Source organism: Paenibacillus sp. MSJ-34 (assembly GCF_018918005.1).
Lineage (GTDB): Bacteria > Bacillota > Bacilli > Paenibacillales > Paenibacillaceae > MSJ-34.
Map to the genome: position 1 here is coordinate 18,751 of NZ_JAHLPR010000058.1, position 15,458 is coordinate 34,208.

The 15,458-nt window shown below is 48.0% G+C and carries 13 protein-coding genes and 1 riboswitch; of the genes, 2 read left to right on the plus strand and 11 right to left on the minus strand.

The features are described from left to right. Window positions 1-43: 43 nt before the first annotated feature. The 5 genes from KQI79_RS23595 to KQI79_RS23615 form a co-directional block, all read right to left on the minus strand. Complete coding sequence (locus KQI79_RS23595) at window positions 44-1,153, minus strand: AAA family ATPase (protein ID WP_216540782.1); 1,110 nt, start codon at window positions 1,151-1,153, stop codon at window positions 44-46. Between the two features lie 177 nt (window positions 1,154-1,330). Further along, window positions 1,331-1,843 carry a class I SAM-dependent methyltransferase gene (locus KQI79_RS23600; protein ID WP_216540770.1) on the minus strand — a complete coding sequence of 171 codons (513 nt, stop codon included), beginning with the start codon at window positions 1,841-1,843 and terminating at the stop codon, window positions 1,331-1,333. Window positions 1,844-1,855: 12 nt separating this feature from the next. After that, window positions 1,856-2,335 (minus strand): DUF6530 family protein, encoded by a 480-nt coding sequence (locus KQI79_RS23605; protein WP_216540771.1) that lies wholly within the window; start codon window positions 2,333-2,335, stop codon window positions 1,856-1,858. 566 nt (window positions 2,336-2,901) lie between these two features. Then, a complete protein-coding gene (locus tag KQI79_RS23610) occupies window positions 2,902-3,396 on the minus strand; it encodes a MarR family transcriptional regulator (protein ID WP_367398236.1) in 495 nt (164 codons plus the stop codon). Window positions 3,397-3,501: 105 nt separating this feature from the next. Next, on the minus strand, window positions 3,502-4,992 hold the full coding sequence (locus KQI79_RS23615; protein ID WP_216540772.1) for an MDR family MFS transporter: 1,491 nt from the start codon (window positions 4,990-4,992) through the stop codon (window positions 3,502-3,504). 401 nt (window positions 4,993-5,393) lie between these two features. Then, window positions 5,394-5,560, plus strand: a riboswitch (M-box (ykoK) riboswitch). Between the two features lie 246 nt (window positions 5,561-5,806). On the opposite strand from KQI79_RS23615, the gene KQI79_RS23620 reads away from it, so the two are divergent. Continuing rightward, window positions 5,807-6,679, plus strand: coding sequence for a fructose bisphosphate aldolase (locus KQI79_RS23620; RefSeq protein ID WP_301287969.1), 873 nt, complete (start codon window positions 5,807-5,809; stop codon window positions 6,677-6,679). An 80-nt stretch (window positions 6,680-6,759) separates the two neighbouring features. Here KQI79_RS23620 and gpmA read toward each other — a convergent pair whose 3' ends face one another. Genes gpmA through sufC form a run of 4 tightly spaced genes read right to left on the minus strand, consistent with a single transcriptional unit; the run spans window position 6,760 to window position 11,139 of the window. After that, window positions 6,760-7,509, minus strand: a complete 750-nt coding sequence (gene gpmA / locus KQI79_RS23625) for a 2,3-diphosphoglycerate-dependent phosphoglycerate mutase (protein WP_216540774.1) — start codon at window positions 7,507-7,509, stop codon at window positions 6,760-6,762. Between the two features lie 55 nt (window positions 7,510-7,564). Continuing rightward, window positions 7,565-8,962, minus strand: a complete 1,398-nt coding sequence (sufB, locus tag KQI79_RS23630) for a Fe-S cluster assembly protein SufB (protein ID WP_216540775.1) — start codon at window positions 8,960-8,962, stop codon at window positions 7,565-7,567. Between the two features lie 15 nt (window positions 8,963-8,977). Then, window positions 8,978-10,294 (minus strand): Fe-S cluster assembly protein SufD, encoded by a 1,317-nt coding sequence (gene sufD, locus KQI79_RS23635; RefSeq protein WP_216540776.1) that lies wholly within the window; start codon window positions 10,292-10,294, stop codon window positions 8,978-8,980. Window positions 10,295-10,311: 17 nt separating this feature from the next. Next, the gene (sufC, locus tag KQI79_RS23640) at window positions 10,312-11,139 is read right to left on the minus strand and encodes a Fe-S cluster assembly ATPase SufC (protein WP_216540777.1); all 828 of its coding nucleotides are present in this window, start codon (window positions 11,137-11,139) and stop codon (window positions 10,312-10,314) included. 234 nt (window positions 11,140-11,373) lie between these two features. Between sufC and KQI79_RS23645 the strand changes: the two genes are divergently transcribed. Next, on the plus strand, window positions 11,374-11,766 hold the full coding sequence (locus KQI79_RS23645; protein ID WP_216540778.1) for an ArsR/SmtB family transcription factor: 393 nt from the start codon (window positions 11,374-11,376) through the stop codon (window positions 11,764-11,766). A gap of 162 nt (window positions 11,767-11,928) precedes the next feature. Here the strand turns inward: KQI79_RS23645 and KQI79_RS23650 are convergent, their stop codons facing one another. Further along, window positions 11,929-13,407, minus strand: a complete 1,479-nt coding sequence (locus KQI79_RS23650) for a pyridoxal phosphate-dependent decarboxylase family protein (RefSeq protein WP_216540779.1) — start codon at window positions 13,405-13,407, stop codon at window positions 11,929-11,931. Window positions 13,408-13,739: 332 nt separating this feature from the next. Continuing rightward, the gene (locus tag KQI79_RS23655) at window positions 13,740-15,323 is read right to left on the minus strand and encodes a hypothetical protein (RefSeq protein ID WP_216540780.1); all 1,584 of its coding nucleotides are present in this window, start codon (window positions 15,321-15,323) and stop codon (window positions 13,740-13,742) included. Window positions 15,324-15,458 lie beyond the last annotated feature (135 nt).

Consider the following 15,458-nt stretch of genomic DNA (forward strand, 5'->3'; position numbering starts at 1 on the left):
TCCGGTTCATCAATATTTCCCCAAGTTCGCATTTCCGCCGTATCTAAAATTCGTTTTTTTTTACCTCGATCTCGATTTCATCGATCTTTTCGAACAAACCATGAACTTTAAGCGCATCTTCCAGTATTTTAATTTCCTCTGAATCGGTCGTAATTTTGTAAATGACCTTATGATATAGAGATTCAATTCCGGAAGAAGCCCCTTCGGCAAACGCGTCTACCCAATAGAAGTAAGAACGCATGCCTGCCACGCCTTTCATTGCATTGGCCCGGGCTGTTTTGTCCAGGATCATGATCGTTTCTGCAAATACGTCCAGTACCTGCTCATTTGCATAGCCGGTTTTCGCCCGTGCGCGTTCGATCATCACTTCTTTGGTCGGCAGATCCATCTTTTCCGAATGCTGGACCCTGTCGCGCAACGCCTCGTTGAGCGGCCTGGCACCTGCATAACTGCGGTTTGTTGTAATGACCGCGATAAAATCCGGATGTCTGCGTATGACTTCCGTAGGGAGGTTGATACTGCCGTCCGGCTCCAAAGCCGAATTTAGCGCCATTAACACCGCGGCGTCGCGAATCACGTTCGGCTCCTGGATTTCCAGAAGATAGCCGTTCTGAAATGCTCTGACGATTTCAGACGGGTAGAAGCGATATTCCACGGCTTCACCCTCGGTATGTTCCGCGGCCTTCTTCAGCAATTGCTTCATCTTTTGCGCAGCGGCCTCCTGAGTCACTCCCAGCACATCCATCATAACTTCAACTGCGCTTTGAAAACCGTCGCTATCATACAAGGCTTGCAAAACGCTTTGGTCGTCGGCGTCCATCTTCTCTAATCTTTCGGAGGAAACAACCGGCAAAATCGCGCCTATAATATCCGATTTATCCATATCGGCAAAACAGGTCACCTTCGTATACGGAAGCCCGAAATTGGCGGACAATGCCTTGGCAAGCTGCGTTTTCCCGGAACCGGCGTCACCCTCCAGCAAAATATTGGCGATTTTCATTTCCCCGCGATGCCAGTTTCGCTTTATTTCTTTACAAATACGCCGTTCTTCTTCGCTAACCTTGTGAGAAGAAGGCTTTTTCCAAATCAATTCTTTTTCCGCATCGCTCAGTTGCCTGTCTGGCGATAAAAGATATTCATCGTATTCCGTCATCATTTCTCCTCCTCTCGGCCTTAATTCACTTATCTAGTAAATTACTAAGTTACTAAATTACTGGTTTATGATACCTTATATTTTTTCATTCGTCAAATGAAAAAACCAGTCAACACACAACAGTTCGTGTTTGACTGGTTTTCCGCGTTTGATCCATACCTCATCTAGGGATCGGGGCTATCCTTCCTTATGAGCTTGCACGATCAAGAAATGGGGGTTCAGCTTTAAGCGCTCATAAAATAATCGTTTCGCCTCCGGCAATCGCTCCATAAATTCGGGAATCGGTTGCGGTTCGATGATTTGATCCAGGGCAAAATAAGCCGTAGTCACATTCATGATTTCCTGAAGCGGCCTGCGGTAAAAGACGACTTCCACCCTGCCGGCTTCTTTTTTGTTCCACTCGTCAATCAAGAGTTCGCGGGCGAAATAGTCTTTCAGTTGGGACAAGGCAAAATCCATAAACGGATGATGCACTGAGTAAAGCAGCTTCCCGCCGGGCTTCAGCACACGCCGGAACTGTTCAAAAACGTGCTCCCAATTTTCGATATAATGCAGGGTCAGCGAACATACAATCCAATCAAAAGATTCATCGTCAGGGAAAGTGCTGTTAGCACTATCTTTGCTGAAATAAAGAAAAAAGCCGCGATGTAAGCGGCTTACAATCAAGTTCCAGTCCTTCTGCCCCGGCATGCATAAGCGCCGTTAATATCCCATTTCTTTTAAAATACTTGATAACGTACGCAGCCGTTCGCCGATCATCTCTCCGTCATCGCTTAGCGCCTGATTGAATAGTTTGATATCATCGTTGATTCTGTCATTGTCCGTACATATCGCCACGGTCATTGCATCCCCTTGCAGCCCGATTCGGTCGATGACCGGATGCTGCGGATCGTACAAATGCTCATATCGGTATGCTTCTCGAAAATGTTCCAAGGTCCTGCAGATCAGGATGGATAAATCTAGAACGCGATGAAGAGGCAGTTCCTCCGACTGTCTGGACCATTTTTCTCCTGTATATCTCCATACTTTGGCGGAGATGTCAACCTTTCCTCTATCGTTCCACTGTGCCAATCCTAGAGAAAGACCTTTCGCATCCGTATTGTTAGAAAACCTGCCGTCTACTTGCTCATAGTTTTCCGATACAACGACAGGTTTATGTTTCAATGTAGTAGGTATTTTCAATTTTCATTCCCTCTTCTCTTTTACTAAATTACTGATTTACTAAATTAATTGATCATTTTACCTTATATCTTTTCATTAGTCAAACGAATTGACTTGGATCCAACTTACGAATTGAGCAAAAAGCTTCTCGACTGTGATCCGAACCCGATACGAATGCGGTGCTGTGGATACTACGCTTACCGAAGTAAACGTTAGGACAGAAGATTCTGACGCTAACGAAACTAACAATCCTTATTGGGCTCAAAATGAAGACGTTCCGATTATAACGAAAGTAGGTATCGTTATTCATTGGAAATCGGCCGTTTTATCGCCTTTTTCCTCTCATTAGCGTGTTTGAGTTTCGTTAGACATTGCAACATGGCGATTTACAGGCAATTAGCGTGTATACGTTTCGTTAGCGCACCCGACGGGGTCAGCCGCCAGCGGTATGATGAAATTGACTTCAATCGGAGGTTTTTGAGTGAAAGCTCCTTCATTACCGGGCTTTTCTCTCCCGCTAGGGCGAATGCAAAAAGCTCCCGAATCTCCATAAGGGAAATTCAAGAGCTCAATGCCGGACCGCTCGCCTACTCCGGCTCTTTCTCAGCCCAATGCGCGGATACGTTCTGCAGAAATCGCAGAATAGCGTGTAACTCCGCTTCCGTAAACGACTCGAGCGACTCCATAAACCGCTCCTCCTCCAGTTTGTGAAGCTGTTGATGCAGTTCAAAAACCTGTTCGCCCTTCGCCGTCAAACTGAAGTAGACTTCCTTCTTATTGTCATTCAGTTGCCTTCGCTTTATATATCCTTCCTCCAACAGCTTCGCGCTGATTTTCGTAATGCTTGCCTTGGACAAGTCCATCTTTTCTGCAAGTGCCGTGTTATTGATCGGCTCGTTGTTGCCGATGCAGTCGATTACGTGTACGCTGGTCAAATGACGCGGGACCGACTCCAATTGCTGCTCCTGCGCATAACGAACAATCTTGTCTTGCTCCGATTCTATCAGTTGCTCGCTCAGATGCGCAAAGTGAACGACCTGCGCATAGACCAGCCGTTTGATCGTCTCCGATGTATTCATCATCTCGCACCTCAGTCACATTAATTATGGTTAATCGCGAAACAATCGTACCACATCCTGACGCCGGGGAGCAACGTTCCTCTGCCGAAGATACGCGGTGGTTGATGGTTAACGCACGGGATCGCTTTTTAAGGCGCCGTCCGTTTCCCATTCCTTCTTCCGCTTTGAGCGAATTGCAAAAACAAATGGTAGAGCTAACACCACAATTATCGTTGATAAAATGTTTAAATCGTTGATGCCCATCGTTGTGGGCAACTGAGCCAGATGCGGTCCGACGTCGCCATCCGCCAGCCTAGCGGCGTGATCGGCAGTACGTGTTGCCAACAGCGTGGTGAAAAGAGCCACACCAAACGATACGAACACATTCCGCAGCCAGTTCTGAATGGAGGAGGCGTGGCCGGTGTACTCGCGGGAAATCTCCTCCATCCCGGCCGTCGTCGCCGGCATCAGCACCATGGCAAGTCCTATACTGCGGACCGTCATCCATAGGAGCGTATAAGCGGATGGGCTGTCGATCTGCAACCACACAAAAGGCAGATTTCCTCCGGCCATCAACAGTACGCCAACAAGCAGCAGCGGCATGGGGCCAACCACTTTGTACAGCCGACCGGCAACCAAGGACATAATCGCCATAGCAAGTGTAGACGGTAGCAGAATCATCCCCGTCTCAAGCGGCGAATGTCCCTGAACATTTTGCAAAAAGACAGGAACGAGGAACATGCCCGAAAAAAAGTTGATCATCACGATGCATAGCAATATTGCCGTCGACGCGAAGCGCCGGTTCAGCAACACTTTGAGCTGTAGAAGCGGAGACTCGATTGACAGCTCGCGCCAAAGGAACAGCGCCAGCGCCAGTAGCCCGCCTCCCAAACAAAGCAGCGTACCGGCCGACCCCCATCCCCAGCCGGACCCTTGCGACAACGTGATCAACAGCAGCGAGCTTGCGGCAATGACCGTCAGAAGCCCCCATAAATCGAATCCCTTCGGCACTTTCAGACGATAGTAAGGAATGAAGAAAAAGGCAACGACGATCGCAAGCAGTCCGAGCGGCACATTGGTCCAGAAGAGCCACTTCCAGGAGCCGTTCTGGATAAGCCAGCCCGCGTAAGTCGGTCCAATGGCCGGCGCCACGATCGAAGCGGCGATCCAGATGCTCATGGCGACAGACTGCTGGTGTCGCGGTATGATCTGGAATATCATGGTCATCGACGCCGGCACGATAATACCGCAGAACGCGCCCTGAATAATGCGAAAGGCGATCAACATCGGCGCGTTCCAAGACAATGCGCATAGCACGGAAGCAACCGTCATGCCGAGCAAGGCGAAAATATACAATCGCTTGTAACTGAAGCGTTCGCCGAAATAGCCGGCTGTAGGCGCGAAGGTTCCGAGCGCCAGCATGAAGCCGGTCAGTGTCCATTGCACGACGCTCAAGTCGGAAGCAAATTCTTTCTGCAAGACCGGCAAAGCGATATTAATCGTATTGCTGTTCAGCAGCGACAGGAAGTTTCCCATGAAAATCGCTACAATGATTGGCACCAACTTCATGGGCTTTTGTGTTTTTTGCTCTTCCGTACCGGTTAAAATCGTATGTTTCATAGCAGGTTACACCTCACTTGCTCCTTTTGTTTCTCTGTTAACAAAGTATCGATTAAGACGTATCTGATAAAAGCGAAATTAATTTTAAATTCGGCCCCACACCATTCACTTCTATATGAAAATAAGTATAAGCCGTCTAACAATGATCGCCTTCAACAAATTAATGTTCACCGGTAAACATTAATCATTATATCTTTTGCGATAATGAAAATCAATATCAATTATAATTTTGATAATTGCGTAAAGTTAATCATTATGCTTCGTTATATAGAGCCACATCTCCAATGAAATTCCGTTTATACAAGGGTAAAATCAGCTTGATAATGATTCAACTATATTGTTTATCGCTTAACAATTTTCTTGACAAATATGTCTAATCTCATTATACTAACTCATGAATAGATACGAATCGTTAGGTGAGGCTCCTGTGGTGGAGATATGCTACTGCCCAGAAATGTCCAAAGACGCCAATGGGTTAACAAAAATCATCGAATTAAGGTGTTTTTTAATGTAGCTGGAACGAATTCCTATGCCCCACAGTGCTAAAGCTCTACGAATGAGGGATGTTTTTGATTTTTATTATACTTTTAAGTATTACACCTTCATTCCATGAGGGTGTTTTTTTCTTCCAAGGAGATGGTGGAAATGGATGATGATTCTCATAAGTTTTATTCAATCCGGTTGAAATTGGCAGACCATTTCAACCGCCTTATTTCGATGAGAGTTAATGGGTAGAAACGATTAATGATATTTTATCATTGCTCATTTACTTCGGAATTGCTACAGCATAATTCTCTAAAATAACACGAGACAACTGGAACAAATTCATATGGGCAAGGGCTTTATCGCCGCTCTCGACCAAAGCGGAGGGAGTACCCCGAAGGCTCTAGCGCAATACGGCATTGAAGAGTCCCGCTATTCGAGCGAAGACGAGATGTTCGCCTTGATACATGAGATGAGAACTCGCATTATGAAAAGCCCCGCTTTTCATTCCGATTCCATTTTAGGCGCGATACTGTTCGAGAATACGATGGATCGTACCATTGACGGACTCATTACCACCGACTATTTGTGGGAAAAGAAAGGCATCGTTTCGTTCCTTAAGGTGGACCAAGGACTCGCTCCCGAAGCCGATGGGGTTCAGCTCTTGAAGTCCATTCCCGGATTAGACGATCTTCTTAAGCGGGCGGTGGACAAACATATCTTCGGAACCAAGATGCGTTCGCTCATCAAAGAAGCGAACCCGGAAGGTATCCGAAAAGTTGTAGAGCAGCAGTTTGAACTCGGCAAGCAGATTTTTGCAGCGGGTCTTGTGCCGATCATCGAGCCGGAAGTCGATATCCACTCGAGCGAAAAAGCCCGGGCCGAAGAGCTCTTGAAACAAGAGATCAAGAAACAACTCGTCACTCTCGATTCCGATATAAAGGTGATGCTCAAACTATCGATCCCGACCGAGAACAACTTCTATTCCGAGATAATGGAAGATGCCCACATTGTGCGGATCGTTGCTCTATCCGGCGGATACAGCCAGGAAGAGGCCAACAAGAAGCTGGCCTTGAACCGCGGGCTGATCGCAAGCTTCTCGCGTGCTCTCGTGGAAGGTTTGAGCGATGGACAAAGCGACGAGGAGTTTAACCGCACGCTCGGAAAATCAGTGAAAGCGATCTACGAAGCGTCTGTTACGTAACGGTATTGATTCAAAGGACCTGCCATCGGCTATGAGATGATTCAGGTCCTTTTTCGTTATGGAGTGCCGTTAAGCACAACTTATTCCATCATCTTGTCCGGCTCGGCAACCTGCCGGATCTTACTCTCTATATGCTGCTCGCTTCCAAGGTAATATCGCCCTACGGGATGCAATCGGTCATCAAGCGTATAGACGAGCGGAGTACCCGTTGGCACGTTCAAATCAAGAATCTCTTCCGAACTAAGATTGTCCAGAAACTTGATTAATGCCCGCAAACTATTGCCATGCGCAGCAATAATTACATTTTTACCCGCTTTGATCTGCGGTGCAATTTCCTTATCCCAATAATCCTTAACCCGAACAACCGTTTCCTTGAGGCTTTCCGTTAACGGGATGAGCTCGTCATCCATGTCGCGATATTTAAGATCGTATTTCGGATAACGGTCATCGTCCTTTGTCAAAGCGGGAGGCAACACGTCATAGCTTCTACGCCATAATTGAACCTGCTCTTCTCCATATTTCTCAGCGGTGGTTGTTTTACTTAAACCTTGCAGCGCACCGTAATGACGCTCATTAAGCTGCCAAGTCTTGTATACGGGGATCCACAGCAAATCCATTTCTTCAAGCACATAATCTAGTGTTTTAATCGCTCGCTTCAAATATGAGGTGTAAGCTACATCAAATACGAACTGTTCTTCCTTGAGTAATCTGCCGGCATGCAAAGCCTCTTGAATGCCTTTATCCGACAAGTCCACATCCATCCAGCCTGTAAATAAATTCGCTTTGTTCCACTCGCTCTCTCCATGTCTAATCAAAACCAACTTATACATCGCTCTCCCGTCCCTTCCTGATGATTTTCTTCCATTTATCTACAAACTGCGGCAACTACCCTATACTGCCTTCCATCTCGAGCTTGATGAGTCTGTTCATCTCAACCGCATATTCCATGGGCAGTTCTTTCGTGAACGGCTCGATGAAGCCCATCACGATCATCTGGGTCGCTTCGTCTTCGGACAGGCCGCGGCTCATCAAGTAGAAGAGCTGGTCCTCGGATACCTTGGAGACAGTCGCTTCGTGCTCGAGCGTGACATTGTCGTTCATGATCTCGTTATAAGGGATCGTATCCGACGTGGACTCATTATCGAGAATGAGCGTGTCGCATTTGATGTTCGACTTGGCTCCGGAAGCTTTGCGTCCGAAGGAAGCCAGACCGCGGTACGTGACTTTGCCGCCGTGCTTGCTGATCGATTTCGATATGATGGTCGAAGTCGTATCCGGAGCCAGGTGAATCATTTTGGCCCCGGCATCCTGATGCTGCCCTTTGCCGGCGACCGCAATCGAGAGCACCGAACCTTTGGCTCCACGGCCTTTTAACAAAACGGAAGGGTATTTCATCGTCAGTTTGGAGCCAATATTGCCGTCCACCCATTCCATCGTTGCGTTTTCTTCGGCTACCGCCCGCTTTGTCACCATGTTGTAAATATTGGGAGCCCAGTTTTGAATGGTTGTATATCGCGCACGGGAATTTCTCTTACAAATGATTTCCACAACGGCGCTATGAAGCGAGTTCGTGCTGTATATCGGTGCCGTGCAGCCTTCTACATAATGCACAAAGCTGTCTTCTTCCGTAATGATGAGCGTCCTTTCGAATTGCCCCATGTTCTCCGAATTGATGCGGAAGTAAGCTTGCAACGGCACTTCGCATTTTATCCCTTTCGGAACATAGACAAAGCTTCCTCCGGACCATACCGCGCTGTTAAGTGCGGCAAATTTGTTATCGCTCGGCGGAACAATGGTACCAAAATATTGGCGCAGCAAATCCGGATGCTCTCGCAGCGCCGTATCCGTGTCCGTGAATATGACCCCTTGTTCCTCTAGCTCTTTCTGGATGCTGTGATAGACGACTTCGGATTCATACTGGGCCGACACACCGGCAAGAAACTTCTGTTCCGCTTCCGGTATGCCAAGCTTGTCAAAGGTTTGCTTAATCTCAATCGGCACTTCCTCCCAGGTTTTTCCCTGTTTCTCGGAAGGCTTGACATAATATTGGATATCATTGAAATCCAGTGCTCGCAGATCGCCGCCCCATGCAGGCATCGGCATGCTTTGGAACAGTTCCAGCGACTTCAGGCGAAAGTCGAGCATCCAGCCGGGTTCGCCCTTCATCTCCGATATGGTGGCAACAATCTCACGAGTCAGTCCCTTGCCGGATTGAAACACCGCTTGATGCGCATCTCTGAAGCCATACTGATACTCTCCCAGCTCCACCAATTCCTTAGCCATATGTTGTCATCCTCCTTATTCAACTATGCTTGCTTGATCTATTTCCTTGACTTGCCCTAGCTTTTGTTCCACAAGCGCTTGCATCTGAGCGGCTATACCTTCCAGCGGTACTTCGGCCACGACGGGAGCAAGGAAACCGTACACGATCAGCCGCTCGGCCTCTACGCGGCTAATGCCTCTGGACATCATATAGTACAGCTGTTCCGGATTGACTTGTCCGACGCTGGCGGCGTGTCCTGCTTTCACATCGTCTTCATCGATCAGCAGGATCGGATTCGCGTCGCCGCGCGCCCCGGGATGCAACATTAGTATTTTCTCCGTCTGCTGTCCGTTCGCCCCGCTTGCTCCCTTCTCAATTTTGGTGATCCCGTTCAATATGGCGGTTGACTGCTCTCTCATCACCGCTCTGATCACCATATCGCTTGTCGAATTCTTGCCAAAATGCATCGTCCGGGCTGTGATATTCATCGTCTGACTGCCGGATCCCACCAAGATTGTCTTAAGATCCGAACCGGCCCCTTCCCCTTTGAGAAGGGATGCCGTATCGCTCATCGTCTTGCCCCCATTCATTTCGCCAATCAACCAGTTCATCGTTCCGCCCTGTTCAACGATTGCGCGCCGATAGGTCAGGTCGATCAAGTCTCTTTCCAGTTGGTGCAATGACACAACATTGACTTGTGCACCTTTGCCTACGAATACTTCCATAACGGCTTGATTCACCCCCACACTATTCTCTAATGAGGACATGGTATTCTCCACCAGCGTTACGGAACTACGCTCCTCGGCTACCACTAAAACATGCGGCATAAAGAGCGTATCGGATTCGTCTACAAAGAATATCGTCTGCAGCGGGGTCTCCACATGAACCCCCTCAGGGATGTAAATAAAGGCTCCGCCGCTCCAGCGCGCGGCATGCTGCGCGGTAAGCAGATTCTCTTCTGTATGCAAAGCTTGCATGAAATAAGGCTTTACAAGTTCCGGATACAGCCGTGTTGCTGTTTCCAAGTCGGTCAGAATAATCCCTTGCTTCTGCAGCGCTTCAGTCAGATGCTTGATGATTGGACCCGAATTCCGCTGTACCAGCACATCGTCAGCGTACACCCATCTCCTGATCGAATCCGGCAATTCATCGAGAGAAGACGCCGGCTCAGGCTTGCGGCAAACGCCTTGCTGCCCTAAAGGCCAGCGCTGCAGTTTCGTCTTGTCCAACTTGGGCAGTTGCAGGGTGCGAGCGGCATCCAAGCCTCTCTTCCTCAATTCGGTCAGCCAATCCGGTTCCGCTTCATATCTAAGCTGCTCCGGTCCCCGGTTCTCTGCACTGTTCATTGTCATGTTACGGCTCTCCCCCTTCAGCTGCGCGGTGCCTTGGTTTGCATCGGAATTTGAAACGACTCTTCTTCGTCCGGCGCCGCAGCTTCCTCTGCAATACCCAGCTCTTCCCTGATCCACTCATATCCGTCTGCTTCTAACCGCTGCGCTAATTCCGGCCCTCCAGACTTTACGATGGTTCCTTGCATCATCACATGTACAAAGTCCGGCTTGATATAATTAAGCAGCCGCTGATAGTGCGTGATAATTAAGAATCCTCGGTCTGCACTGCGCAAAGCGTTGACCCCTTCAGCAACGATGCGCAGCGCATCAATGTCCAGACCGGAGTCGATTTCATCCAGAATGACCATTGAAGGCTCGAGCATCATCATTTGCAAAATTTCATTCCGCTTTTTCTCCCCTCCGGAAAAACCCTCGTTCAAGTAACGATGCATAAATTCCGGGTTCATCTCCAGCGTCTGCATGCTTGCTTCCATCATCCGCACCAATTTGATCAACGAGATTTCCTGGCCTTCTTCACGTCTGGCATTGATCGCACTACACATGAAATCGGAATTCGTGACCCCCGTGATCTCACTCGGATATTGCATGGCCAGAAACAAGCCTGCCCGCGCCCTTTCATCCACTTCCATCTCCAGCAGATCTTCTCCGTTCAGCGTAACGGCCCCCTCTGTCACTTCGTACTTGGGGTGCCCCATCAAAGCGGAGGCCAACGTACTCTTCCCTGTTCCGTTCGGTCCCATGACGACATGAATTTCTCCGCCATTTACCGCAAGGCTTAGACCTTTCAAGATTTCTTTCCCTTCTACGGCCGCCCTCAATTGTTCAATTCGTAGGCTCACTGCCATCTCATCGCCACTCCTTTTCCTATGTATTGTTCATTTTTTGTTAATCAGTAAACATTATAAGTGATAATGATTATCATTGTCAATAATATATTGAAGAAAATGCCATCAATACTCCGGTAACGGAAAGCAAATGTCCGACAATGCGCTTGACAAGATATTAGGTAAAGCATAGGCTAGAATAGAATGAATATAATGATTGTTTAATCAAATGATTACTTTCTCAAAGGAGTGGCCATGATAAAAGACAAGAAAATACTTCACGACCACGGTCAAGATTTAAGCTATGCTTTGAAGCAAATGCCTGATGTGGAATATTTTCTGGACGGAGCTACCGTCTTCCAACAGCTATGCGACGGTTCGCGTCTGCGAATCCTATGGTTGCTCTGTCATTGCGAGGAGTGCGGGAACAATATTTCGGCCGCTCTTGGCATGAGTGCCGCGTCTGTTTCTCATCACTTGAAATTGCTAAAGCTTCACGGTCTAATCAAAAGCAGGCGTGCAGGGAAAGAAGTTTATTATACACTCGCAGACAATGAAAGGGCTCGACTGGTTCATCAAATGATAGATGATTTTTTTCAAATGAGTTGTCCGAAAAAAGGACTTGCAGACCACAACCCCAATCGATAAAACTATAGATACTTTCTTAAGTTGTGCATTGTAATTTTGAACAATACTTGATTTTTCCCTCAGCCGAATAAAGTCCGGTTCGTAGTCAGAAACTTTAGCCTTATTTCGTGCTGACCTATCCACACATAGCCAGTCAGCTTCGCCTTTAGGGATGAAAAAAGTTTATGGGCGCTCTTTTTCAAATGACCTTTCGGATGTCTCCTCCAAATATTTCGCTCTTGCTCTATTCAGCAGTTCCATCAATACCATAATATCTTCCTCTGTTGTATCGTAGTTCGTAATGCAAGCCCGCAGCACGGGAGTCTTGTTTATTTCGTATACTGAAATCCATGCCTGCCCCGAACGCAATATCTCTTGACATATAAATGATGCGAAATTCGATTGGCTCTTTGATTGAATATTGGTATCTGTAAAGCAAACGACAGGCAATACAGTTTCATTGATAACCTTCCAGTTAGAGCAAGCAAGCTCCCGGCGCAACCGATTGCCCATCTCAGTCTGGTGCCGCACCATGCTTCGATAGCCTTCCCAACCAGCCGTCACAAGCGATAAATACACTTTCAAACCGATAAACCTTCGCGACCATTGAATCGAATGGGTGAACGGATCAACGGTATCCAGATCAGCCCCTTCTTTAGGCATATAATCTGCCGTTATGCTGAATGTTCTATGCAAGATGTCCTTATGGCGTGTAATATAAATTCCCGCCCCCATCGGGACAGACATCCACTTGTGCGCATCGAAGGTAATGGAGTCAGCTCGGTCAATACCGCGAAGCAGATCCAACAGTTCCGGTGCAAACACGGAGGCTCCACCATACGCAGCATCGACATGCAACCATAATTGCTCGCGTTCAGCCAAGTTTGCCATTTCGTTAATGGGATCAATCGCTCCGGCGCCGGTCGTTCCACCCGTCGCAATGATGAGAAATGGAGCGTATCCAGCAGCGCGATCCACTTGAATTTGATGATGAAGCGCATCAACATCTATTTGCATTTCAGAGCCCGTCATAATCATACGAAGGGAATCCGTACCCAGTCCGCAGGAACGCGCTGCCTTTACCAGGGAATGGTGGCTCTCAGCAGAGGCGTACATGACGGGATGCTTGGGGAGCGACCTCAGCCCCTCTTTGGCATAGGATGGAAAATGATGTACTAATGCGGTCAGTACGGCCGTCAGATTTGCTTCCGCTCCCCCCGTTGTAAATGTCCCATCCGCTGCATCTGCCGAATAACCGAATTTGGAAGCTATCTCTTTCAATACATAGTTCTCTATTTCGACCGCTACAGGCGCATGGCTCCATGCTGCAAGCTGCGGATTGAAAGCTGCAGTAATCGTGTCCGCCATAATTCCCATGAAGTTGGGCCGCGGATTATACAGGCCGAAATATCGCGGGTGTGGCGTATGCACCTGGTATTGTGTTAATCCCTCCAGGAGATGATAAATCGCCTCGCGCGCGCTGACGGGATGCTCAAAGGATAATCTGCGTGCGTGTTCTACAACTGCGTCCACGTTGAGTTCAGGTGAGACACGGACCCCGCGTATGTGCGTCAGGTAATCATTGATTTGTTCCAACAGATAGGTTCCAATGTCCATTCGTTCATCCGTATCAAGATTAAGAACTGGATTTTGCTTCATCATATGAAAATACATCCTCCCTTATCTTCTAAAATTCCATTGCTGATTCACAGTATAAGCTCGCAGAACTCGGTTTTGCATCATCTTCGAATGAAACCGCAAGATTTCGAAACAATTTCTTCCTCTCGGCGGCAGCCGACTCTGGTAAGAAGTAGCTCTTGCGTTGCCAGACGATTCGAAGTATTGAAGACCGTTCTTATATCGTTAAAACAAAAAAGCCGCATCTATGCGACTTTTAAGCATATATGTTCTTGTCACCCGATACTAATGAGTCGATTCGTAATGGCAAGACGGATTCTCTTTGATTCCGTGAAGGTTAACATCTACGGGAAAGGCTAGGTGGTGCTGTTGATATATGACACGTCAAAATTGTTATAGCCTTGTGCAAAGGGCAAAGTCCACAGGGTACCAAAGATATGTGTAAAATAGAGCTCGTCGTCGATAGGGTTGCGGCTAAAGGCTCTGGAAGCGCTGTTGTTCGAGAAAATCGCAGCGGGCCCTACAACAAGATTAGCCAGATCTTCATGAACGATCCAAACTCCCCCGCCGTCGATGATGGCCGTATTGCCAGAAATAGTTCCGCTTTCGATAGTGACAAAGGAATCGGAGCCTGTACTGTTTATACCGCCACCTAAGCTGGCCGTTGTATGGCCGGTGATTGTGCCGCCGCGCATGGTAAAGGTGGCGGGACCAAAGTTGAATACGCCGCCGCCCCTGCCCTCGGGGGCTGTAGTTATATTGGCGGAGATTATGCCGCCCTCCATAATAAAGCTGCCGTTACTCCAGTTCAATACGCCGCCGCCGCTGGAGGCTGTATTGCCGGAAATCTCACCGCCTGTCATCACAAAGGTAGATGCCTGGTTGTTAACACCGCCGCCACTAAATGATCCTGTTATATTTCCTGAAATTTTACCATCATATAGGTTGAAAGTCGCGCCGTTAATATTTGTCACACCACCGCTGGTGTCGCCGACGGATGTGTTACCGGAGATTTCACCTCCGCGCATATCGAAGACAGCATTCGCTCCGTTGTTGCGAAAACCGCCGCCGATTCTAGCGGTCGAATTGCCGCTAATCGCTCCGTCGTTCATGGTAAAATGGCCGCCACTGTTGAATACACCACCGCCGTTGCCTGCATTGCCGGCGCTGTTTGCGGCCGTATTATCAATGATTGCGGCATTGCCCGACATAGTAAAGGTTCCGCTTAAGTTGAACACTCCGCCGCCGTTTGTAGCCGTATTGTTAGAAATTGTGCCATTGTTCATAGTGAAAGAATTGGTAGCGCCGAACACATACACGCCACCGCCATTTGAGTTGTCTGCGCTGGCTGTATTGCCGGAGATTTCACCATTGTTCATTATACAAACAGCGTTGCCGTTCATGTATATGCCGCCGCCGTTATTAGCCATACAGTGCGCAATCAGAAAATCCCGCATGCTTAGCGTACATATGGCTGTATCGCCGCCAACCGAAAGGGCTCCGCCGTTGCCCGCGGCGCCAGATCCGCTTCTCACGCAATTAATAATTGAGCAGCCATCCAGAATCAATTGTCCGCCCGAGCTTAAAAAGCCGATACCACCCGAGGTATTATTTCCGTTAAGGACAACGCCTTTGTTTATAGTCATGCTTATATTAGGAACGTCCGCAAGAGTGGTCCCACCGCTTGGGTTGGTCGAAAAATGACGGAAATTATCGCCCGTTGTCGAAAGTATGACCTCATTTCCGCCGCTGCCATTTGTAATATTGATGGTCAGGCTTCTTCTGATCACCACAGAGCTGGTGAACACAAGGTCGTTTTTTATATTAAGGTTTAAAACGTCGCCTTCATTTGCGTTCTCTATGGCGTTCATTAATTCCGCAAAGGTAGTAATATCAATATCTTCTGACCTGGGTACGGGCGTATCGTTTAAAGAAATCATAAAAATAACCTCCTCATATAGTATTTCTTGAAGGCAGTTTTGAGTTTACTTCCAGTCCCCTAGGGGACTGGCGGCCGCCTTCAAAATTTCCAGTTGATCTTTGAAAAATAAATTTGGGACTGGACTTTCCGGAAT